The sequence below is a fragment of the Mucilaginibacter sp. P1_D10 genome (assembly GCF_056406215.1).
Genome location: NZ_JBFUAP010000018.1, coordinates 81,305 through 103,838 on the forward strand (window position 1 = coordinate 81,305; position 22,534 = coordinate 103,838).

General features: G+C 44.1%; 16 protein-coding genes and 1 tRNA gene. 6 read left to right on the plus strand and 11 right to left on the minus strand.

The genetic code is table 11. The features are described 5' to 3' along the window. Positions 1–57: 57 nt before the first annotated feature. Positions 58–1,137 (plus strand): alkene reductase, encoded by a 1,080-nt coding sequence (locus AC1DYT_RS22730; protein WP_477471805.1) that lies wholly within the window; start codon positions 58–60, stop codon positions 1,135–1,137. Positions 1,138–1,605: 468 nt separating this feature from the next. Here AC1DYT_RS22730 and AC1DYT_RS22735 read toward each other — a convergent pair whose 3' ends face one another. The 6 genes from AC1DYT_RS22735 to AC1DYT_RS22760 form a co-directional block, all read right to left on the minus strand. Beyond that, complete coding sequence (locus AC1DYT_RS22735) at positions 1,606–1,896, minus strand: hypothetical protein (RefSeq protein ID WP_477471806.1); 291 nt, start codon at positions 1,894–1,896, stop codon at positions 1,606–1,608. A gap of 57 nt (positions 1,897–1,953) precedes the next feature. Next, positions 1,954–2,976: a Holliday junction branch migration DNA helicase RuvB gene (ruvB, locus tag AC1DYT_RS22740; RefSeq protein ID WP_133233383.1), complete on the minus strand. Its 1,023-nt coding sequence runs from the start codon at positions 2,974–2,976 to the stop codon at positions 1,954–1,956. A gap of 112 nt (positions 2,977–3,088) precedes the next feature. Then, positions 3,089–3,820 (minus strand): polyprenol monophosphomannose synthase, encoded by a 732-nt coding sequence (locus AC1DYT_RS22745; RefSeq protein WP_477471807.1) that lies wholly within the window; start codon positions 3,818–3,820, stop codon positions 3,089–3,091. A 118-nt stretch (positions 3,821–3,938) separates the two neighbouring features. Next, positions 3,939–5,426 carry a POT-type proton-dependent oligopeptide transporter gene (locus tag AC1DYT_RS22750; RefSeq protein ID WP_477471808.1) on the minus strand — a complete coding sequence of 496 codons (1,488 nt, stop codon included), beginning with the start codon at positions 5,424–5,426 and terminating at the stop codon, positions 3,939–3,941. 117 nt (positions 5,427–5,543) lie between these two features. Continuing rightward, complete coding sequence (locus AC1DYT_RS22755) at positions 5,544–6,362, minus strand: hypothetical protein (RefSeq protein WP_477471809.1); 819 nt, start codon at positions 6,360–6,362, stop codon at positions 5,544–5,546. A 279-nt stretch (positions 6,363–6,641) separates the two neighbouring features. After that, positions 6,642–7,820, minus strand: a complete 1,179-nt coding sequence (locus AC1DYT_RS22760; protein WP_477471810.1) for an acetyl-CoA C-acyltransferase — start codon at positions 7,818–7,820, stop codon at positions 6,642–6,644. A 538-nt stretch (positions 7,821–8,358) separates the two neighbouring features. On the opposite strand from AC1DYT_RS22760, the gene AC1DYT_RS22765 reads away from it, so the two are divergent. Continuing rightward, a complete protein-coding gene (locus AC1DYT_RS22765) occupies positions 8,359–9,435 on the plus strand; it encodes an AI-2E family transporter (RefSeq protein WP_477471811.1) in 1,077 nt (358 codons plus the stop codon). A 12-nt stretch (positions 9,436–9,447) separates the two neighbouring features. Here the strand turns inward: AC1DYT_RS22765 and AC1DYT_RS22770 are convergent, their stop codons facing one another. The 5 genes from AC1DYT_RS22770 to AC1DYT_RS22790 form a co-directional block, all read right to left on the minus strand. Beyond that, a complete protein-coding gene (locus AC1DYT_RS22770) occupies positions 9,448–12,132 on the minus strand; it encodes a cation-translocating P-type ATPase (RefSeq protein WP_477471812.1) in 2,685 nt (894 codons plus the stop codon). A gap of 231 nt (positions 12,133–12,363) precedes the next feature. After that, positions 12,364–13,206: a universal stress protein gene (locus tag AC1DYT_RS22775; protein WP_477471813.1), complete on the minus strand. Its 843-nt coding sequence runs from the start codon at positions 13,204–13,206 to the stop codon at positions 12,364–12,366. 935 nt (positions 13,207–14,141) lie between these two features. Continuing rightward, complete coding sequence (locus AC1DYT_RS22780) at positions 14,142–14,306, minus strand: type II toxin-antitoxin system antitoxin (protein ID WP_477471814.1); 165 nt, start codon at positions 14,304–14,306, stop codon at positions 14,142–14,144. Positions 14,307–14,316: 10 nt separating this feature from the next. Next, positions 14,317–14,856 carry a hypothetical protein gene (locus tag AC1DYT_RS22785; RefSeq protein WP_477471815.1) on the minus strand — a complete coding sequence of 180 codons (540 nt, stop codon included), beginning with the start codon at positions 14,854–14,856 and terminating at the stop codon, positions 14,317–14,319. 1 nt (position 14,857) lies between these two features. Continuing rightward, positions 14,858–15,715 carry an SPFH domain-containing protein gene (locus AC1DYT_RS22790; protein ID WP_477461807.1) on the minus strand — a complete coding sequence of 286 codons (858 nt, stop codon included), beginning with the start codon at positions 15,713–15,715 and terminating at the stop codon, positions 14,858–14,860. A gap of 112 nt (positions 15,716–15,827) precedes the next feature. Between AC1DYT_RS22790 and AC1DYT_RS22795 the strand changes: the two genes are divergently transcribed. The 4 genes from AC1DYT_RS22795 to AC1DYT_RS22810 form a co-directional block, all read left to right on the plus strand. After that, a complete protein-coding gene (locus tag AC1DYT_RS22795; RefSeq protein ID WP_477471816.1) occupies positions 15,828–17,897 on the plus strand; it encodes an HD family phosphohydrolase in 2,070 nt (689 codons plus the stop codon). Between the two features lie 188 nt (positions 17,898–18,085). Continuing rightward, a tRNA-Ser gene (locus AC1DYT_RS22800) sits at positions 18,086–18,175 on the plus strand. Between the two features lie 249 nt (positions 18,176–18,424). Next, complete coding sequence (locus AC1DYT_RS22805) at positions 18,425–18,763, plus strand: Arm DNA-binding domain-containing protein (protein ID WP_477471817.1); 339 nt, start codon at positions 18,425–18,427, stop codon at positions 18,761–18,763. A gap of 281 nt (positions 18,764–19,044) precedes the next feature. Further along, positions 19,045–22,534, plus strand: a 3,490-nt coding sequence (locus AC1DYT_RS22810) for a ligand-binding sensor domain-containing protein (RefSeq protein ID WP_477471818.1), incomplete at its 3' end; no start/stop codon positions are given.

The window sequence follows — 22,534 nt, forward strand, 5'->3', positions numbered from 1 at the left end:
ACATTTTCCAAATCAAACAATACAATTTACGGATATTAATAAGATAAAAAAGAAATCATGAAACTATTAGAAAAAGTAATATTAGGAAAAGAAACATTGAAGAACGCCATCGCGATGGCGCCAATGACACGCAGCCGGGCTAACAGCGAAGGGGTTGTATCAGTCCCGACCGTATTATACTATGCGCAACGTGCCAGTGCGGGGCTCATCGTTACAGAAGCCATCAACATCTCAAAACAGGCGTTGGGTAGCCCCCTGACACCCGGCCTGTACAGCCCGGAGCAAATTGATGCCTGGAAGACGGTGACAAAATCTGTTCATGCACAAGGAGGCGTAATCTATGCGCAGCTTTGGCATACCGGACGCGTTGGGCATTCAGTGGATCGAAAAGGGAAACTTCCGGTTGCGCCGTCGGCGATCGGAATAAAAGGGCAGCAGCATTTCACCTCCCAGGGAATGAAAGATTACGAAACGCCTCAGGAATTAACTATCGAAGAGATTAAACAAATCGTTAAGGATTATGGCCAGGCTGCCCGGAATGCTATCGCAGCTGGTTTTGACGGTATCGAATTACATGCTGCATTTGGGTATTTGCCTAACCAATTTTTATCGGAAAGTGCAAACCTCCGGACTGATGAGTATGGCGGCAGCATTGAGAAAAGGAACCGCTTCGTGCTGGAAGTTATGCAGGAACTGGTTGAAGCGTCGGGAAGCGACAAAGTTGGCATTAAGCTATCGCCAACTGTCTATTATAACAATATAGAAAACAGTGATCCTGTTGCTCAATTCAAACCTTTGATCGAAAGATTGAATGAATTACCACTGGCCTATATTCATCTGATGAATGGCTTGTTCCCTTTGGATAGTTATCCTCACTATCCTAAGAATGCTATAGAAACATTCGGTAGTATAAGTCAACACCTGGTCATCGCCAATGGCGGGTTCAATAAAGATAGCGGGGAGGCAGAACTGGAAAAGGGTATCGCTAAAATAATCGCTTACGGCAGCTTATTTCTGGCTAACCCTGATCTGCCAAAGCGGTTCGAACTGGATGCAGCGTTCAATACCATAGAACAAGCTACCATGTATGGTGGAGGGGAAAAAGGTTATATCGATTATCCATTTTTAGAAAGTTGATATTAAATAGTCTTTAATTAGACGCAACTTTAAAAAAGTGTAAAAGAGAAACAACAACGTGCTGTTAGAATCTCGGCCCAAGGTCTTACACGGTATGCGTCCTTTTAGTATTTAAGTTGATCAATAAAGTCGGGAGCGAGATATCATAAAAAGTCAAAACTGTAGCCGCCAATTGTCAACTGGAATGGTTATGCGTTAAAATCGCAGTTGCCCGAAAGGGGCTTTTGCGATAAACTTTGAGAATTTCACTAAGCTTTCGGTAAACCGGATTGCGCTTAAATCTAACTACTCGCACTTTTTCCATGACTTTTTTCACCATCTTTAATTGACGGAATTACAAGCAGAATAACTTCTGATTTTTCCGATACAGTCCCACATACCGCACTGTTCCCAAAAGCAACCCAAAAGGTTGCTTTTGGTGTTTTTAGGCACAATCAGACTCTTTTTTTTGCGAATTAAGTAAGATCCTTACCGGATCAAGATAAGGATATGATTGTGCTGCAATTCATATTTACAGTTCGGTGCCTGGTCTTTTATAGCCTGCAAAGCCACAAATTCTATAATCTTGTCGCGTTCTGTTAAATTAAGGTTTGTTTTTGTAACCCATTCTTCAATCAGCGGCACATGGATTATGGCAACGCAGTCGCTACCACCAAACTCAAAAAAAAACCTCAACTCATGTTCGCCGCATTTATAAACAACATAGCCGCAAGGTCCCTGGTTGGTGTACTCTAATTTTGGTTGTGTATCCTCTTTCATTGTGTATTCCAAATCCGCCTTACTCTGTTTACAGATAATTTAAGGAGGCTGCTGTATTTAAAACAGCGATGGATTGCCGCCCAGCTTTATCCTGCCCAAATGCTTGTAGGCAGCTTCGGTTGCTTCGCGGCCGCGCGCGGTGCGCATCAAAAAGCCCTCCTGTATCAAAAAGGGTTCGTAAACTTCTTCTATCGTGCCTTCTTCTTCGCCAACAGCCGTAGCAATGGTTTTAAGGCCCACAGGGCCGCCTTTGAACTTATCTATGATAGTTGTAAGGATCCTGTTATCCATCTCGTCCAGCCCGTGCTCATCCACGTTAAGGGCATTCAAGGCATATTTGGCAATAGCGGTATCTATGTTCCCATCGCCTTTTATTTGCGCAAAATCACGCGTGCGGCGCAGCAAAGCATTGGCTATTCGCGGCGTACCGCGACTACGACGGGCAATTTCATAAGCACCCTCATCGCTGATAGGCGTTTTTAAGATGGATGAGGAACGAAGCACGATGGTGGTAAGCAGTTTTGCATCATAATACTCCAGCCGGGCGTTTATGCCGAAACGTGCGCGTAGCGGGGCCGTAAGCAAGCCTGAACGGGTTGTTGCGCCAACCAGTGTGAACGGGTTTAAGGAAATCTGCACTGAGCGTGCATTAGGGCCGCTCTCCAGCATAATATCTATCTTGAAATCCTCCATGGCCGAGTAGAGGTATTCTTCTACCAGCGGGCTTAAACGGTGTATCTCGTCGATGAAAAGGATGTCGCCGGTTTCGAGGTTGGTGAGCAAGCCTGCGAGGTCGCCCGGTTTATCCAGCACGGGGCCCGATGTTATTTTGATGCCTACGCCCATTTCGTTGGCTACGATGTGCGATAGGGTGGTTTTGCCTAATCCCGGCGGGCCGTGCAGCAGCACGTGGTCAAGCGCCTCGCCACGTTGGCGGGCTGCCTGCACAAATATTTTTAAGTTGGCTAATATCTTATGTTGTCCGGTAAAATCCTCGAAAGCCTGTGGGCGCAATACTTTTTCTATATCGCGTTCGGCAGGGGAGAGGCGCTCACGGTCGGGGTCGAGATTTTCGTTCATTGCCAACGAAATTAGTATTTTTTTGGAAGATATGAGATTTTAGATGTTAGATTTGAGACAAGAATATCAGGAACCCTCTTCTATCTCACATCTAAAATCTCATATCTCAAATCTATCCCTCGGGGTACTTCCGGAAAATACTGTTGATTTTCATCTGCAGCACGCCGAATACTGCTTCCTTGAATATCCCTTTCGACATTTTGGAGGTGCCGGCGGTTCGGTCGGTAAAGATGATAGGAATCTCTTTTATACGGAAACCATGCTTTATGGTAGTGAATTTCATCTCTATCTGGAAAGCGTAGCCTACGAATTTCACTTTATCGAGTGCTATGGTTTCCAGTACCTTACGCCTGTAACACATAAAGCCTGCTGTGGAATCCTGGATATCGATGCCGGTGATGAAACGCACATAAACCGAAGCAAAGTAACTCATCAACACCCTGCTCATTGGCCAATTTACTACGTTTACGCCTTTGATATAGCGTGAACCGATAACCGCGTCGTTATCATCTATGCAAGCCTGGCGCAGTCTCAGCAAATCATCCGGGTTGTGCGAAAAATCGGCATCCATCTCAAAAATATAATCGTAATGGCTTGCAATGGCCCATTTAAAACCATGGATGTACGCGGTGCCTAAACCAAGTTTACCGGCCCTCTCTATCAGGAAGAGTTTTTCTCCATAATCGCGCTGCAGCGACTTCACTATTTTGGCCGTACCATCAGGCGAACCGTCGTCGATGATAAGCAGGTGGAAGTCGTGCACCAACGAAAACACCTTGTGGATCATCCGCTCGATGTTTTCCTTTTCGTTATAAGTTGGTATAATTACTATACTATCAGGCACTTATCGTTTTTTTGGAATGGGGGTAAATGTCGGGACTAAAATAGCCCATTTTAATTTGCAACAAAATAAAAAAACAGGAAAGCTATCGCAATCCTGTAATTGTAAGGTAATATTTTTTTTATAGATTATTTGTATCAGCAATAACCTCGTTAGCAATATATGGGTCGGTAATGTAATTCCTTTCTTTAAGGCGCGACGAAACGATAAGGAATGCGATGATAAACACCGTGATAAAAGCCACGAAAAACCATTCGTAATTGGCTCCCTTAAGGTTTTTCGCCCACCAGCCGCCATCTTCAATAAGCCCGTTAACCACAGCGGTAATCAAATTGCCAAACGAAACAACCAGGAACCAAATGCCCGACATGGTGCTCTTCATCGATTTTGGCGAATGGGTGTAAGCATACTCTAAACCTGTAATGGATACCAGCACTTCTGCCGCCGATAATATTAAAAACGCCAATACCTGCCACCACATTGATGGGTGGCCTCCGTTATCGATGCTTACATGCGTAAACCCTATCACCACAAACGATAGGGCCGTTAAAACTAAACCGGTACCCAACCTGCGCAATGGTGTTGTCTTTAATCCTATTTTGTCAAACCAGGGGTAAACTACATAGTTGAAAAGCGGTATAAATAACAACAGGAAAATAGTATTAAATGTAGACATAGACCCCGGCTCTACAATAAACGATGTGAAACCGAGGTTGATGTTCCGGTCCATTTTTTCGGCATAAAGCGTCCATTCTGAAAGGCATTGATCCCAAACAGCCCAAAACGCCAGTGCAAAAAAGAAAACCGAAATTACACGGTACACCGCCTTAACGCCCTCTACACGTTCGGGGTCGTATTTGCCCTTGGCGATATCAAGCAACGATTGGCCTGGTTTCCGCTTGCTTAGGTTAGTTAACGCATACCAGGTAATAAACACCAGGTTGTTGCGGTTTACACCTTGTGGAGGCACTTTTACGTACTTTTTGCGGCCCATAAAAAATATCACGGTTGCCAGGGCCATTAATATACCGGGGACACCGAAAGCCCATTTAGCGCCATAGTATTTGTAAATGGTGGGGATAGCAATTGTTGACAACATGGAACCAGCGTTGATACTGAAATAGAACCAGCCGTAAACTTTAGAAAGCAAATCCTGGTTGCTGGCATCGAACTGATCGCCCACGTTGGCAGAAACACAGGATTTAATGCCACCCGCGCCGATAGCCACAACCAGCATACCTATTTCGAAACCACCCAGGCTGGTATCGAACATAGAAAGCAAAAGATGCCCCAGGCAATAAACTACGGATATATACAGGATGAGCTTATACTTGCCCGTAAACCAGTCGGCCACCATGCCGCCTACAAATGGTAAGGCATAGGCCACCATCACAAACAAGTGGTTTAGCTTATTGGCGTGCGCATCGGCTTGTTGCGATAAACCAGGATCACCTGTTGGGTTAAAGAACTGTTTTACCAAAAAGAGGGTAAGGATAGAACGCATACCGTAAAAACTGAAGCGTTCTGCTGCTTCGTTGCCTATGATAAACGGCACGGCTTTAGGGAATCTCGACTTTTTAACAGGGACTTCTGCGATGCTCTCTTGCATTAGTTGTTTGGGGATAAATATTTGCCTAAAATACTATAATTATACTAAACCAAAATTTTATACCGAAATTATTACAAATTGGTATAGCTATATTGGTTTACGGGTTTATCTACTGCCTTAATGTTTTCTTAAGGGCACTTGTTCCCTGTCTTTTAAGGCCTGCGCCTTGGGGTCTACAAATGTATTGTCTTCGGGTTGGGGTATGTTGCGCATATCCAGGTTATCTACGTAATGCCAGATGCCGTCTTTCAGTTGGTAGCCATCATAGGTAAGGTCGGGGCCGAAAGAATCGGGCCGGTCCTTCATCTTTGGGTCGGGGGGCGAGAGGTGGTCGAAAACAATAAGGTGCTGCTCGGGCACGTAACGTAATAGCATGGATGCCTGTCGGGTGTACTCGAATACGACGCGCTTGCGGGCTTTGCCGTTGCCGGCAAAAACGGCCATGCCCAGTACCGGCTTGTCGTCGCGGCTGAAAGATAGTATATCTATTACCTTTTTATTGGAGCGCACGGTGTTGCCCTTCCAGCCCAACATTACGTAATATGGGGTGGCCGCATTTACGCGCACTATCTTATAATACTGTGCGCCAAACCATTTGTGATTATCGGTAACGCTGTCTTCGGGGTTTTTTAGCAGGGGGGAGTAATCCTCCAGCGGGTACATCATCAGCTTATCGCTATTCATCTGTATGGTGCCATAGAAACGATAGCTGCCATCCTGGTTCATGATATGCCAGCTGATGATGCGGAACCGGTTATCCGGCGCATTGATTATACTGACGCTTTTAAGTGAATCGAACCCGTAGTGAAAGGAGTTGCTTATTTTCAAGGCCGAAACCAGCGTGGGGATAAATTTATAATTGGCGGCCTTGCGGGTAAGGTCGTCTGTATCGTTGATGAACCGTTTGCCGAGGATTGCCAGGCTATCTTCGTACATGCGCAACAATTTGCGGTTGGCGCTATCATCTGAATGCTGGGCGAAAGAAATACTACAGACAAATAGGAGGGGAAGGAATATGTATAAACGTTTAATCACTTTTGCTGTGTTGAGGATATAGGGTATAACTTAAAATAGCGGAATTTATTTTGAAGGATGTTTTTTTGACGTCCACGCATCGCACTTTTCAAGTTCCTTAATAGCATCCTGTTCTGTAATTTTTTCGCAAAGACGCAGTTTTTTCATTATCGCCTTTGCTAAAAATAAAACTACACATTTTTACGCCATATTCTCTATGACCATGGCACTTGCGCCGCCGCCACCGTTACATATGCCGGCTGCGCCAAACTTACCTTTATTCTGCTTTAAGACGTTGATGAGGGTAACGATAATGCGTGCGCCAGATGCACCCAGTGGGTGACCAATAGCAACGGCGCCGCCGTTTACATTCACTCTATCCGGATTTAAATCCAGCAGTTTATTGTTGGCTACGGAGACCACCGAAAAAGCTTCGTTTATCTCGAAGAAATCAATCTGTTCAGTAGATAAACCTGCTTTGTGCAAGGCCAGGGGGATGGCTTTAGAAGGCGCAGTAGTGAAATATTCCGGGGCCTGCTGTGCATCGGCATAAGAAACTATTTTGGCAAGTGGCTTTATGCCCATAGCTTCTGCCTTTTCTCTGCTCATCAGCACCAGGGCAGCAGCGCCGTCGTTTAAGGTTGATGCATTTGCCGCTGTAACCGTTCCATCTTTCTTGAAAACAGGTTTAAGCGAGGGTATCTTCTCGAATTTTACTGCAGCCGGCTCTTCATCGTTGCTGAATAGGGTTATATCACCTTTTTTGTCTTTTAACTCTACCGGGGTTATCTCATCGGTGAACTTGCCAGCCGCCTGGGCCGCCTGCGCACGTTTGTATGATTCTATAGCGAAGGCATCCTGCTGTTCGCGGGTAACGTTGCAATCTACCGCGCAAAGCTCGGCGGCCGAACCCATGTGGTAGTCGTTATACACATCCCAAAGGCCGTCTTTCACCAATCCGTCGGTAATTTGCCCGTTGCCCAGGCGGTAGCCATTGCGGGCCTTATCCAGGTAATAGGGCACATTGCTCATGCTCTCCATGCCGCCTGCAAGTACTATTTCGTTATCGCCGTTGGCGATGCTTTGTGCGGCCAGCATAATAGCTTTCATGCCCGATGCGCACACCTTGTTTACCGTAGTAGCGGGCAAATAGGGTAGGCCTGCAAATATGGCCGCCTGCGTAGCGGGTGCCTGGCCCAAATTGGCCGATAATACGTTACCCATGTACACTTCCTGTATATCAGCAGGCTGTAAGCCGGCATTTTCAACAGCGGATTTAATGACGATAGCGCCCAATTGCGTGGCTGATAAACTGGCAAGGCTGCCGCCAAAACTGCCGATAGGGGTACGTGTGGCTGAAACGATATATACTTCTTTCATGATGCCTTTATAATTTGGTGGGCAAATTTATATTTTTTGCTTTAAGAATAACGCGGTGTGGAAAATTTATTATGCATGCATAGTATTGGTGTGCATTTGTGTGAGGTAGATTACGCCATACAGATTGCTCACTGCGGCCAAGGCTTCCTGGGCTCTTTTAGGTATACCGATCGATTTTACTTAATAAAAGACCCTTGGTGAATTGAATGAAATTAGCAATAACACAAACTAAACTCCTTGTGGGTTGAAGACGGCCGTGTGTGATACTTCGTAGTGGTTCATCAATACAAGTCTCTCATCAGGGTTATATATTTACAATAAGTTGCCGCGATTAAAGATACCTTAAGCAATAATGTAGCTGTTTATCTCCTATCATTCAGGATAAACAGCTCAAATTAATCCTGTCACAAAATTGCATTTTAAAATGCCAATTGCCACTAACCAGCATGATAACAATCACTCAAAATACTGGCTTTATGCAAGGTAAAAGCGTACATTGGGTAAAAATCATAGCCGGTAAAAAAGGCTGATTAAAACGATGCTGATGATAAACGAAATGCCGGTTACCGTAAAACGTGCCATAGAATTAATTGGGTTGTTTGTTTTAGGGACAATCATTGTTGCGGCGAATACCATCATTATGCCATTGTTAATGGCTTTTTTCTTCAGCCTGGTGCTCTTGCCTGTATTCCGCTTTTTCAGGAAAATGAGGTTTCCCGAATCAATTGCTGTACTGCTGCCAATATTATTGTTGACTATTGTTTTGGCATTAATCGTTTGGTTGTTCTCCAGCCAGGTGAGTACACTCGTTGCAGATTTTCCGCAAATTCAGCGAACCGTTACCAAGCATTTGGATAGTTTAAGTATATGGATTAGCAATTCGTTTGGCTATTCGCCGGCGGAGCAGCTTAAATTTGTTAATACACAAAGCAAGAAATTACTCAGTTCTCTTGGAGGGGTGTTAACTGGGGCTGCCGGCTCCTTATCCGGAATCGTCATCTTCATTGGGTTACTGCCCATCTACATTTACCTGATCCTGTTGTACAGGAATCTCTTTCTAAAGTTCGTACTGATGTGGTTTGAAAAAGAGGAATATAAAACGGTTGAGGAAACCGTTCGCCAAACCGAAAATATGGTAAAAAGTTACCTCATTGGTTTGCTGATCCAAATCACATATATTATCATTCTCTTAGGCGGCGCATTATGGATCTTTGGTATCCAAAACGCCTTATTGATTGGTATCATCTTTGCATTCTTAAATCTAATCCCCTACCTGGGTGCCTTGATCGGCAATATTTTGGGTGTATTGCTAACGCTCGCTTCATCAGAAAGCATTACTGATGTGCTCATCGTATTAGCTGCAATTACGTTTGTTCAGTTATTGGATAATAATATTTTAATGCCTCGTATCGTGGGATCCCAGATAAAAGTCAATCCCCTGGCTTCCATCGTCGGGATTATTATTGCAGGTACAATAGCAGGCATATCCGGTATGTTTCTGGCCATGCCGGTACTTTCTATATTAAAAATCATATTCGATCATACGGAGCAATATAAGAAATGGGGCGTGCTACTGGGGGATGACCGGCCCTCCAAAGCGGCTAAACGACAATAGCGTAGTTTGCCTTTATTTTTTTTGAAATACCTTGTAGCACTGAATAACGATTAAAGGCAGCAGGCTTATTGTTATTGCAGTAAGCCATAATTTGATTGGAAGTACCGATAAACCTAACACCAGGCGCATCCCCGGTATAGTGAATACCAGTAAGGTGAGAGCGCTGCAAATAATTAGCGCAAGCCATACAAATTTATTCCTGGTGATCTCGTTTTTCAAAAAGGCCGAACCACCCGAAGACATGTTAAATACATGAAATAATTGTGCAAAGGTTAGCGTGATAAAGGCCACGTTATTACTTGCCCGGTCATTTGTGTTAAGCACTTCCTTACAGTAAACTACAGCAATAATTACAGCCGAAGTAATGGTGGCAGCATATAAAGCTATCCCCAGCCATTTCTTATTGGTAATGATATTCATTTTAGGGTCTCTGGGTGCCCGCTTCATAACCGTTTTATCCCCGGAGCCTAAACCCAACGCCAGCGCCGGGAAGATATCGGTCACCATATTCAGGAACAATATCTGCAGGGGGAGTAAAGTAGCCGCGGGTGTAATCACACCTAATACCGTCACAATAAATATCTCACTCAGGTTACAGGACACGAGGTAAACCACAAATTTTTGAATGTTCTGAAATATCTCCCGGCCATGTGCCACCGCTTCTGCAATGGAAGTAAACGAATCATCTTTCAATATAATACTGGCCGTTTCCTTGGCAACCTGCGTGCCCCTGATGCCCATCGCGATCCCAACATCCGCTTTTTTTAAGGCCGGCGCGTCATTAACGCCATCTCCGGTCATAGCAACTATAGAGCCGTCGTGCTGGAATACATCCGCAATCTCCAGCTTTTGTTTTGGCGAGGCCCGTGCAAACACGGCGGTATCTAATATGCGTTGCCGCCATTCTTTGGTCAACTGGTCGCCTTGGGGCAATTCTTTGCCGGTAATCACCTTTTTATTGTCCTCTTCAATCAAGCCAACTTTCCGCGCAATGTTCAGCGCAGTTTGCGGATGATCACCGGTAATCATCACTACTTTGATCCCCGCGTTACGGCAATTTAATATAGCACCCTTGATATCCATCCGGGGCGGGTCGAGAAAACCGGCCATGCCTATATAGATCAGGTCCTTCATAAAATCCTTATCATCCAGTTTTTTTTCTGATCGGTAGGCAAACGCTATAACCCTTAAACCCGAGGCAGCCATTTGCTCGGACTTCAAAAGGATTGTATTTTTTGAACCGGTATCCAGTTTTTCAATCAACGTACCGGATTGCATTTGACTGCACTTTTCCAGCAAACGCTCTACAGACCCTTTAGCAGCAGCGAAATCTCCTTCGGGCCTTCGGTGCAAAGTGCCCATCATCATGATCTCCGAACTAAATGGGACTTCTGCTATTCGCACATATTCTTTCAACAACGCAACAGTATCCAGGCCCGCAGCAGTGCCTATTTGATTTAAAGCTACCTCAACAGGATCGCCTGAAAGTTTGGCTTTCTCGCCATCTTCCTCACCATTGCTAGTAACCGCGTTATTACATAAGATACCGGTCAATATCAATTTATCAAAGTTTTCTGTGCTTGACCTGATCGCTCCATCCGGAAATGTTAACACGTTTGCTTCGATATGAACTTTTACGCCTTCTGCCGGAAAAATGAAACTGTCTGCGTAAATCTTGTTTTCGGTTAAAGTACCCGTTTTGTCCGTCAGGATGACGCCTGTGCTGCCGAGCGTTTCTACGGCGGATAATTTCTTAACTATCGCGTTTCGCCGGGCCATCAGCAACATGCCGTATGACAATGCTACCGTAGCAACTATTGGTAAACCTTCGGGTATGGCAGCCACAGCCAGGGCAATGGAAGTTTCGATAATTGTTAGAAGTGCCTTACCCTGGATAAAGGCTGTTATAGCGAAAATCGCGGTCATACAAAGCGTAATCCAGATTAGTTTACGGCTCAGTTTATTCAGCTTCTTATCCAGCGGGGTAATGGTATCGGCAGAACCTTCTACCAGCGAAGTTATCGTACCTAATTGGGTTTGCTCTGCTATACCGGTGATCACCATTTTTCCGTTGCCATTGATCACGGATGTTCCTTTAAACACCATATTTTTTTGATCGCCCACCACGGTGTCGATGCCTAGCGGAGCCGTATTTTTTTCTGACGGCAACGATTCTCCGGTTAGCGAAGACTCCTCGCATTGCAAACGGTTTACGGCAACTAAACGGCCATCGGCCGGAATGATATCCCCCGCCTCCAGCGGAACCAGGTCGCCGGGTACCAACTGTTCAGACGGAATGGAGCTGGTTTTACCATCACGGATAACATTAGCCAGGATGACATCCATTTTCTTCAGCGCATTCATGGAACTCCGGGCCTGCATTTCCATGAAAAAACCGATCATTGTGTTAACCACAATAACCACCAGGATGGCTATGGCCTCTAAAATATCCGTAAAATAAAGGGATACTGCCGCGCCAAACACCAGCAGGTAAACGATAGGGCTTTTAAACTGGGCCAGCACCATCCACCAAATGTTCTTTTGCTTTTGGACCTTATAAGCATTTAGCCCATAAATTTCCGAGCGCTTACCCGCCTCGTGTTGGCTAATCCCTTTATCAATATCGGTTTTAACTTGCCTAACCACTTCGTCGGCTGCTAATGAATAAGGATGTTCTAATGGATATTTCAATAGCATACGGAACTGGTTTTATGAACTTACCAATCAATGTGGTTTACTTAAGCAATTCTAAAAATGCGCCATGGACACAACATGTCGGTAGCTGTTCAAGTAATCGCGTATTCGCATGCCGTAGGTATGCCACATGGCGAGGTATTATACCTACGGCACACACCATTCGTCTTTACCTATTTTGCTACCGACCTATGACCCCGATGGGGCCAGCTCCTAAATCGTAGCAGGGGATGGTTATTTATCTTCAATTTTATTGAAAGTGAGCATTGGAACCTTTCCATAAAAAGAATATTCCTCCGCGTTTGACGGGTAAAAAAGTTTTTCAAACATCGACCTTGACTGGTGTGTGAATAAAACTAAAAGCGAAGGCTTGCTGAATTTAACGGCATCGTCTATATCCGCCAGTAATGCATTCGTGATATCCCTTTTCCGGTTAAGAATAGTCACGTCGTAATCAGCCTTTTTCTTTAAGGTCGCTTCTGTCAATTCTTTATCGAATTCAAACTCGAAAGGGTATAAAATATGCATCATCTCTACGCTGGCGTGGATAGGCCGGGCAAAAGCCACAACTTTTTTCAATTCCTGTTCGTAATCGGTCATATCCGACGCGTAAAGTATATGCTTTATTTCTTTTATATGATAAGCACTGGGTATGCAAAGCACCGGGATGGGCGAATGCGTGATCAATTTAGCCGTATGGGTGCCAAACATTTTCGTCAACACGCCCGCACCGCGGGTACTGATACAGATATAGGAACAATCGTGCTTGGTTGCATATTGCACAATACCATCAACCACATCCAGGTTAGATACCAATACCAATTGATGGCGTATCCCGGTTTCATGAATATCATGATATACCCCGGTGATAAATGACGTCAACTCGGTGATGGTTTTTTTCCGGAAGTTATCACCGTACTCCTCAAAAGCATGATCGGTCCAGTTGAAGGGTTTTAACAGATGGTAAATATGAAGAATGATCAGCTCAGCTTTGCGCTCTTTGGCTAATTTGATTGCGTACCGGAGAGCTGATTTTGAATTGTCTGACTGATCGGTAGTAACGAGAATCTTTTCCATAATTTATTGGTTATTGATCTTTAATGTAATTGGTAAATTAATAATGGGCGACGAACAAGGAAGGTTAACCTCTTTCATCGGCCTGCCGGCCATTTCTTTGCCTTTCTGCAACAAATGTTTATTTTATCCCTGGATATATTTTGGCTGCCGGTGAGGTCATCCCGATACGCCATTTTTATAGAGAAGTGGCCCTCAAATAATACCTGAAAGCAATGCCTTGCAATCTTTAATCATTTCGATCCTATAGCAAGCGTGCTATCCGCAAACTTTAAACCGTCAAATACCGCGCCATCTCCTTCATCGTTATCGTTCTAAGGGTCTGCCCCCCCGGTAAACATTAACATGCGAATGTCTACAGTTTCAAATGTCTCTTAAATAAATTGGTATAACGTGATATCCGTCAGAGAGATTAATGACATTGGTCAGGAATGGGCCAATTACCGAAATTGAAAAATGCTTACCTGCCCTATGTAAGTTTGATTAAAAGCATAAGGCAATTTTTATTGAATCAACCACAACAATTAATAAGAGGTGTCAAGTGGTTAAAACAAGTTATGTTTTTGTAGTACGCAAGGGGGATCTTAGCAAACAGGTTGTAGAATACGCCGTGGTAATTTGGCGTAATAAATCCTTCAATATGCATTATTACTGATGGTCGTTTTTTACCGCTGCCAAATTTAACCGGCACTGATCCATCCCTAATATCCGGAAGCCGGGTATTTTTCACATCGCCTTATGCACTATGCAAAGGCTGTAAACCTGAATTTTCGCGGAGGGCGTCAAAAGCACACTTTATTGAAAAAAGAACAGTTTTTTATTGAAAAAAGCACGCATTTTTTGAAGGTTTTTGAAGATTTTCACACAAAAGTATTGGTTTTCAATTGCGTTTTTGAGCGTCTATTTTGTACACTTTTAATTTGCACGCTGGGGGCAAATTACTCTTTTTTCTTGCGCGTAGCTTTCTTCCTGCCGGCAAGCGCCTGTTGCAGCAGGTACTCTATTTGCCCGTTGGTGCTGCGGAATTCGTCGGCAGCCCAGGCTTCCAATTCCTTCAGCACCTCGGGATTTACCCTCAACACAAATGCCTTTTTCTCTGCCATGCTTTGATATTTACGCGCCCGCGCCCGCAGCAGCGGAGGCTTGGGCCTGCCGTAATAAAATTGTGCTAACTTCAATTAAAACAAACAGCGGCAGGTTAAGCCTGGTTTTTTGTTGTTGCAGGTCAATGCTTACCTCAAAAGGTTTCTTCATGCTGAAGGGCTTGTGTTTTACTTCCAGTATGTCGCCTTCAGTGCTGCTTGTTAAGGTTAACGATTTGGAAAAAAGCTTCTTGTAAATATAAGTAGCTTCAAAACCGTTGTCCAGTTTTAGGCTGGTATCCCGTTTCCAATGCGATGGCTTTACACTGCCGATGGTTTTGTCCTCGCCTTCGTTCAACAACATGGTGTTATTGAACCAGCCTTTTATTTTCAGTGTCCATAGCCCATCGGCGGTTTCGATAATGGCGTGCCGCTTCCATATGCCTTTGTAACTCAGCTTGCCGTATATATGCTGCCCATCGGTCAGTTCGTAATATGGGCAAAACCATTTATGGCGGGTTACAAACAATTCGTTTGTTTTTACTTGCTCAAATTTCCTGAAATCGTTCATCTTAATGATATAACGTGCCTGTGTTTACCACTGGTGAAACTGCGCGCTCGCCGCAGAGCACAACTAACAGGTTGCTCACCATTGCCGCTTTGCGTTCTTCGTCAAGCTCTACGATGTTCTTCTCGGCCATTTTGTTTAAAGCCATCTCTACCATGCCCACGGCGCCCTCTACGATGAGCCTGCGGGCCGCTATGATGGCCGATGCCTGTTGGCGTTGCAGCATCGCCTGCGCAATCTCCGGCGCATAGGCCAGGTGAGATATGCGCGCTTCAACAACTTCGATGCCGGCGCGATCCAAACGCTCGTTCAATTCTTTCTCAAGCATATGGCTTACCTCTTCGGCACCGCCACGTAGGGTGATGCTGGCGGTTTCGTCTTCTATATGGTCGTAAGGGTAGGAGTTTGCCAGATGGCGCACCGCAGCCTCACTTTGTATGTTTACATATTGCAGGTAGTTCTCTACCGCGAAAACCGCTTTGGCGGTTTCCTTCACCTGCCATACTATTACAGCGGCTATCTCAATAGGATTACCTACGCTATCATTCACCTTAAGCTGCTGCCCGTTAAGGTTGAAGGCACGCAGTGAAACTTTCTTTTTCACGGTGAATGGGTTCACCCAAAAGAAACCGCCTGATTTTACAGTTCCCAGGTAATTGCCGAAAAGGATAAGCACGCGCGATTCGTTAGGGTTTACGATGATGAGGCCCGAAAGTACGATGATTAGGTCGAACAAGCAGATACTGCCACCGATAAAGGGGTGCCGCTCCACAAAAAAATATGCTGCTGCCCCGCCCAAAATGAAGAATAACAACAGGCCTAAATAGCCCGATGGTGCTGTGATAACTTTTTCAGAGTTCATGGTTATGGTGATTTAAAATGATATCATAAAGATATCAACTTTGATTTGATAAAAACAAGAAAAAACACATTTAACCGAAACTTATATTATTTTTGATAGGTTAAACACTCCAATGGCAAAACTATCATCGGCACGGCAGAAGGCATTATTGCGCAAATACGCCCTTAACGTTAAGTTTTTTATGATGATAGTGAGCGTAAGCGTTATCGTTTTCGCGCTGCCCAAGCAGGCAAAATTCGGCTACGAATACGAAAAGGGGAGGATTTGGAACCAAAAAGACCTCATATCGCCCTACAACTTCGCTATACTGAAAACCAACCAGGAAATAGAAGCCGACCAAAAAGCCGCCCTGGCTACCGTAACACCTATTTACCAGCTAAATACTGATGTAGGCAAGCAACTGATAGAGGGTTTTAAAACCGATTTGGAGATAAAATGGCATGGGGCGGGCATAAACGACAAGTTTAAATCCAAATATCTTGAGACGGGCGTAAACCTGCTTACCGAAGTCTACAACCGCGGCATATTTAAACCTAACACTAAATATCAGCAAGGCGGCCCCAATTACAAAATAACCATACTAAGCAATAACATAGCAACTGAGCGCAACACAGCCGACCTCTTCACCCGCGAAACAGCCATTACCTACTGCGATAATGCGATAGGCAAGGTGCCCTATGTAGACCGGGCATTTATGCTGAACCTGCTTCAAGACAGGCTACAGACTAACCTTGCTTACGACCTTAAACTAACCACCCGCCTGGAGCAGGAGGTTGTTGAAAACCTATCCATCACCCGTGGCATGGTGCAAAAGGGCGAAACCATTATCAGCAAAGGCTCGGTTATCAATAACGAGGCTTTCCAAAAACTGAACTCCTACAAAAAAGCGTTCGAGGATAATGCGCGCATCAATGGCAACTATAAATTGGTGTTGCTTGGCCAGTTTTTGCTGGTTGGGTTGGTGATAACGCTACTGATGATATTCCTATATCTTTTCAGGAGGGATATTTATAACGATAACCGCCTGGTGAGCCTTATATTGCTGGTAGTTACTGCTATGCTGGCCACCTTATCGCTGGCTATTAAATTACAGTGGCCGGGCAATTTGTATTATATACCGTATTGCATCGTTCCTATCATCATCCGTATATTGTTCGATACGCGCCTTGCGCTCAACATCCACTTGCTGGTGGTGCTGGTAGCCGGTTTTTTTGTGCCGAATAGCTTCGAGTTTGCGTTTTTCGAGATAACGGCCGGCATGGTATCTATCTACAGCATCAAAAATTTATTACGCCGCGAGCAATTCCTAATCTCTGCGCTCATCATCACCTTTGCCTATTTTGTTTCGTTCTTGGGCATATCTCTGGTTCGCGAGGGCTCGTTCACAAGTATCGATTGGATGGACTTCCTCCCTTTTGCAGGCAGCGTAATGCTCACCCTGCTGGCCTATCCGCTTATTTATGCTTTCGAGAAGGTATTTGCCATCACATCAGATATCACCCTTATCGAGCTCACCAATACCAATGCACCATTGTTGAGAGAGATGGCTTTTAGCGCACCAGGCACTTTCCAGCATTCGCTACAGGTAGCTAACCTGGCCGAGAACGCTATCTACGCCATCGGCGGTAATGCTTTGCTGGTTAGGGCAGGGGCCCTGTACCACGATATCGGCAAGATGCAGAACCCCCTGTTTTTTATCGAGAACCAAAGTTCGCATTTCAACCCACACGATAAGCTGCCATATGAGGAAAGCGCCCAGATTATCATCCGCCATGTGAGCAAGGGGATAGAGATGGCGCGGAAAGCTAACCTGCCCGAAATTGTTATCGATTTTATACGTACGCATCATGGCAACACCCGCGTAGATTATTTTTATCAGTCGTTTTTAAAGAATTTCCCCGAAAAATTCATCAACGAGAATATCTTCCGGTATCCGGGTCCGATACCTTTCTCCAAAGAGGCAGGTGTGTTGATGCTTGCCGACTCGGTAGAAGCGGCATCACGATCGTTGAAAGAGCCCGACGAAGAATCTATCGGCGTACTGGTAGATCGCATCGTAAAATACAAACTGGATCAAAATCAGTTAAACGACAGCAACATAACCCTGAAAGATCTGGAAACCATAAAAAACATCTTCAAACGCATGTTGATGAGCATTTATCACGTGCGGATAGACTATTAGCAGGTTTTGAGTGATTTTTTGAGGGAGTTGTGAGTGGTTTGTTGCTGTTTTTCGCGTAATAACAGATGCATTTCTCAAATAATTCTACACATAATCAGGCGGATAGCTAATAAGTCAAATTTTTTTTTGACAGGCAGGTCGATTTGCTATATTTGCAATCCCGAAAAAAGGGAACATGTTTTAACACTGGTGAGGTGCCTGAGAGGCCGAAAGGATCAGTTTGCTAAACTGACGTACGGGAAACTGTACCGAGGGTTCGAATCCCTCCCTCACCGCCAAGGTTGATAATAAACAACAACAAAAGCCTGTAAATCGTATGATTTACAGGCTTTTGTGCTTTAAGAGTTATCGCAAATGATTCATTTAAAACCATAATTTGGGTGAGTCATTCGTGTAGTCAGCGTTACTCCGATGCCAATGACTCACCCAATGTTCAGTAATACTCTGACAATCAAGATGTTCAATAGATGAACATCTTGACATTTTTCTATTGCATTTCGATATTTATTCACTTAAAATCTATCGTTATGTTAGAAAAAAGCTTCGGGTTATTAACCTATTTAAAACGCCCCAAAAACTACAAAGGCGGCGAAATGCCGGTCTACCTGCGTATAACCGTTGACGGCATCGAAAAGGAACTGTCTGCCAAACGCTCAGGGGAACCGTCTCGGTGGAATGTCAAAGGAAATCGTGCGTCTATTGGCATTCTAATATGTAAAGAAAAGAATAGGGTTATTGCTGAATATGCGCTAAAAGGAATGGGCAAGCCGATTGGCGTAGCGGAATACGAACTAACGCAATCGGTGCCGGAAGGATTAAAAGGGTGTCTTCCAACAATCAGTCAAATAAAGAACGGCCTGTTATAAAGGAACAAATAGAAACCATCTTTCTAGCATGTAGCAGGGTGATCAGGATTGCTCCTAACGACAACCTGTAATAAGCTTTATTGGCTGTAAATTCGAGCGTGGCCCGTACCATAGCATCGGCAACCCGGTTGCTTCAGAGGAAGTTATTTATTTCCCTTTAATCCAAGGGAATTCCCACTTTTATCTGGTTAATTACGAATTTATCTTACTTTTATGCTACGGTAGTGTGCCGGCTTGCCAAGTGCCAGGTTCCTGATTTCGAAGATCTCAACTAAATTTTAATGCGCGTAAAACTTTATATTGTCGTTTCAGCATTGCTTTTTGCTTACACCAACAACTTTGCGCAAAACAGCCAATACCAATTTTCACGGCTCAATACGGGCAACGGACTGTCTCACAACCAGGTTAATTGCATATTTAAAGATCACAAAGGCTTCATGTGGTTTGGTACAGCATCGGGACTTAACCGTTACGACGGTTATACTTTTAAAGTATTTAAGCATGACGCAAATAACAAAAACACCATTAATGATGATTTTATAACGAATATTTTTGAAGGCCCCGACAAAAAATTATGGGTAACAACCCCGACCGGATATTCCTTTTATGACCCAGAAACGGAGCAGTTTAACAATGATGTATTGCCGATACTCTATTCTTTCAAACTTCCCGGGTATCCGTTCATTTCCAAAATACTTCACAACGGCAAAGGCGACTTTTGGTTCTTGTGTCCTGATTCGGGCCTTTACAGGTATAATGAGCTGAAAAAAGCTGCCACGCATTATTATCATCACGGTAATTCCAACCCATCATTATATTCAAATTCTGTTACAGATATGGAGCAGGACGCAAGCGGGAATTTATGGCTTGCTTATAACGACGGTGTAGTAGAGCTATTTAATGTAAAACGCAATGCAATTACGTACCATACCGATATTTTTAAAAAAGCGGCTAATAATAAAGCCAGGAACTATTCGATAACTATTGACAAGGATGGCGATCTCTGGATGTTTAACCCCAATATGGATTCCGGGGTTTATTATTACAGCCCCCGTACGGGTCGGTTTCGGTACATCACCAAAGAATCGGCAGAGACACCGCTTGCATCCAACATCATCATTAGTATTATTCAGGCCGACGACGGCCTTATCTGGATCTCCACTGATCATGGTGGAATAAACGTATTGGATAAAAAAAGTGGAAAAATTACTTATTTAGTAAATAGGGAAGATGATCCAAAATCATTGGGACAGAACACCGTATTGCTTTACAAAGACAACACCGGCATTATATGGGCTGGTACGCTTAAAGAGGGGGTAAGTTATTATCATAAAAATATTATCAGGTTTCCGCTCTACAGGCACTTTGCCTCAGATGCCGGGAGTATTAAGTTTGAAGATGTTAATAAATTTGCAGAAGATAAAAAGGGCAATTTATGGATTGGGACAAACGGGGGCGGTTTAATTTATTTTGATCGCAAAACAGGCAGGTTTACCCAGTATAAACACGACCCGGGAAACCCGAATAGCCTCAGCAGTGATATTATAGTTAGTTTATGTATCGACCATAACCAGCAACTATGGATAGGTACGTATTTTGGCGGGCTGGACCATTTTGACGAAAAAAAATTTATCCATTACAAACATAATGATAAGGTGCCCACCAGCATTGCTGATGACCGGGTGTGGAATATCCTGGAAGATTCATCGAACCGGTTATGGATAGGCACGGCGGCGGGGTTGCAAATATTTGAAAGAGAAAAAAAAATATTTTTCGCTCCTGTTAAGCAAACGGCTATCAAGTCGCCTTATATATCCGCACTCTTTGAGGATACCAAAGGAAATCTCTGGGTAGGAGGATATGCGGGCATAGATAAAATATTAAAAAACGGACGTGGCGTTATACATTATAATTATAAGAAAAACGACCCTAACAGTTTGATCAATGATGACATCCATAGTATCACGCAGGACAGCCGCGGCCTGATATGGATAGCGACAAGGGACGGACTGAGCATATTGAACCCCGAAACAAACCGTTTCATCTCGCTGATGAAAAAGGACGGGTTGCCAGACAACCAGGTTTCGAAGGTATTAGAGGATAGAGGGGGAGCCATGTGGGTAAGTACGTCAAACGGGCTGAGCCGGATAACACTGACACCAGGCAACGGCGCCTATAGGTTTCAATTTGAAAACTTTAATGAAACAGATGGCCTGCAAGGCAGGGAGTTCACTGTAAATGCAGCTTTAAAAACCAGTAAAGGGGAATTGGTATTTGGAGGTTCGCATGGCTTCAATATTTTCGACCCACAGAGTATACATCCGAATATAGATGAGCCTGAATTGATTTTTACCGGTTTTCAGTTATTCAACAAAACCATAGCAGCCAATGAAGCAGTTGACGGCCATGTTGTATTAACTAAAGCCATTTCGGCTACACAGGAGATGACGCTGAAGCACAGCGAAAATGTGTTCACCATTGAATTTGCCGCCTTAAATTTCTTTAACCCCAATAAAGTAACCCATCAGTATATGATGGAAGGGTTCGACAAAGGCTGGCTTACTGCAGACAATGCTACCCGGAAAGCTACCTATACCAACCTTGACGGAGGCGATTACACTTTTAAGGTAAGGGCTATTGGACAGGAGGGAAGATGGAAACCCAGCTATATAAAATTAAAGATCAAGGTATTACCTCCGTTCTGGAAATCGCCTATCGCCTATGTTATTTACCTTTTGCTGATTACCGGGACTCTCTTTTTTATACGCCGGCGCGGAATACAAAAAATAAGAAGACAATTTATAGCCGAGAAAGAAAAGCAGGAAGCAAAATTGATAATTGAACAGGAGCGGCAGGAAATTAAGCGAATGCAAGATCTTGATCAATTGAAAACTAAATTTTTGACCAACGTAAGTCACGAGTTTAGGACACCGATTTCGCTGATCATGGCGCCGGTCGAAAAAATGCTTACCCGCGCTGATCAGGAACAGAAACAGCAACTGGGCATGATAGGAAAAAACGCCCGGCGATTGTTGAACATGGTAAACCAATTGCTTGATTTTAGGAAGATGGAAGTTCAGGAGTTGAAACTACATAGCAAGCCGGGGGATATTGTGAAGTTCATCAACGAGATATATCTTTCATTTACTGATATCGCTGAACAAAAAGAGATCAAATTTATTTTTGATACCACGATCGATTCGCTGTTTACTGATTTTGACCATGATAAGATAGAAAGGATATTGTTTAACCTGTTATCAAATGCCTTTAAATTTACACAGCCTGGCGGCCAGGTAAGCGTCTTGCTTAATGTAGATAGCGAAACTGACGATGCCCCGCTTGAGATTAAGGTGATCGATACCGGTATTGGTATTCCGCATGAAAAACAAGGTGAAATTTTCGAACGTTTTTTTCAGCACGATATTCCGGAGTCGATGATCAACCAGGGCAGCGGCATCGGCCTGGCAATTACGCATGAGTTTGTAAAGATGCACGGAGGTGAAATAACTGTTGAGAGTGAGCCTGATCGCGGCAGTTGCTTTACCGTTAAACTACCGTTTGTTATCTATAACCGTCGGGATATCGACCCGCCATCGGACGATGACATTGATAACGACAGCGCAAACGAAATTATCCATAATGAAGGTGAAACTATCGTCACACAGCTGCGGTCAAATAAAAAGCCGGTGGTTCTTTTGGTTGAGGATAATGATGACTTTCGTTTTTATCTGAAAGACAATTTAAAGGATATATATAAATTAGTCGAGGCTG

Excerpts from the sequence above, each read along its gene's own strand:
- AC1DYT_RS22730 (WP_477471805.1), top strand. The coding sequence starts at position 58 with ATGAAACTATTAGAAAAAGTAATATTAGGAAAAGAAACATTGAAGAAC.
- AC1DYT_RS22735 (WP_477471806.1), bottom strand. The coding sequence starts at position 1,896 with ATGAAAGAGGATACACAACCAAAATTAGAGTACACCAACCAGGGACCT.
- ruvB (WP_133233383.1), bottom strand. The coding sequence starts at position 2,976 with ATGAACGAAAATCTCGACCCCGACCGTGAGCGCCTCTCCCCTGCCGAA.
- AC1DYT_RS22750 (WP_477471808.1), bottom strand. The coding sequence starts at position 5,426 with ATGCAAGAGAGCATCGCAGAAGTCCCTGTTAAAAAGTCGAGATTCCCT.
- AC1DYT_RS22755 (WP_477471809.1), bottom strand. The coding sequence starts at position 6,362 with ATGTACGAAGATAGCCTGGCAATCCTCGGCAAACGGTTCATCAACGAT.
- AC1DYT_RS22760 (WP_477471810.1), bottom strand. The coding sequence starts at position 7,820 with ATGAAAGAAGTATATATCGTTTCAGCCACACGTACCCCTATCGGCAGT.
- AC1DYT_RS22765 (WP_477471811.1), top strand. The coding sequence starts at position 8,359 with ATGCTGATGATAAACGAAATGCCGGTTACCGTAAAACGTGCCATAGAA.
- AC1DYT_RS22770 (WP_477471812.1), bottom strand. The coding sequence starts at position 12,132 with ATGCTATTGAAATATCCATTAGAACATCCTTATTCATTAGCAGCCGAC.
- AC1DYT_RS22775 (WP_477471813.1), bottom strand. The coding sequence starts at position 13,206 with ATGGAAAAGATTCTCGTTACTACCGATCAGTCAGACAATTCAAAATCA.
- AC1DYT_RS22780 (WP_477471814.1), bottom strand. The coding sequence starts at position 14,306 with ATGGCAGAGAAAAAGGCATTTGTGTTGAGGGTAAATCCCGAGGTGCTG.
- AC1DYT_RS22785 (WP_477471815.1), bottom strand. The coding sequence starts at position 14,856 with ATGAACGATTTCAGGAAATTTGAGCAAGTAAAAACAAACGAATTGTTT.
- AC1DYT_RS22790 (WP_477461807.1), bottom strand. The coding sequence starts at position 15,715 with ATGAACTCTGAAAAAGTTATCACAGCACCATCGGGCTATTTAGGCCTG.
- AC1DYT_RS22795 (WP_477471816.1), top strand. The coding sequence starts at position 15,828 with ATGGCAAAACTATCATCGGCACGGCAGAAGGCATTATTGCGCAAATAC.
- AC1DYT_RS22805 (WP_477471817.1), top strand. The coding sequence starts at position 18,425 with ATGTTAGAAAAAAGCTTCGGGTTATTAACCTATTTAAAACGCCCCAAA.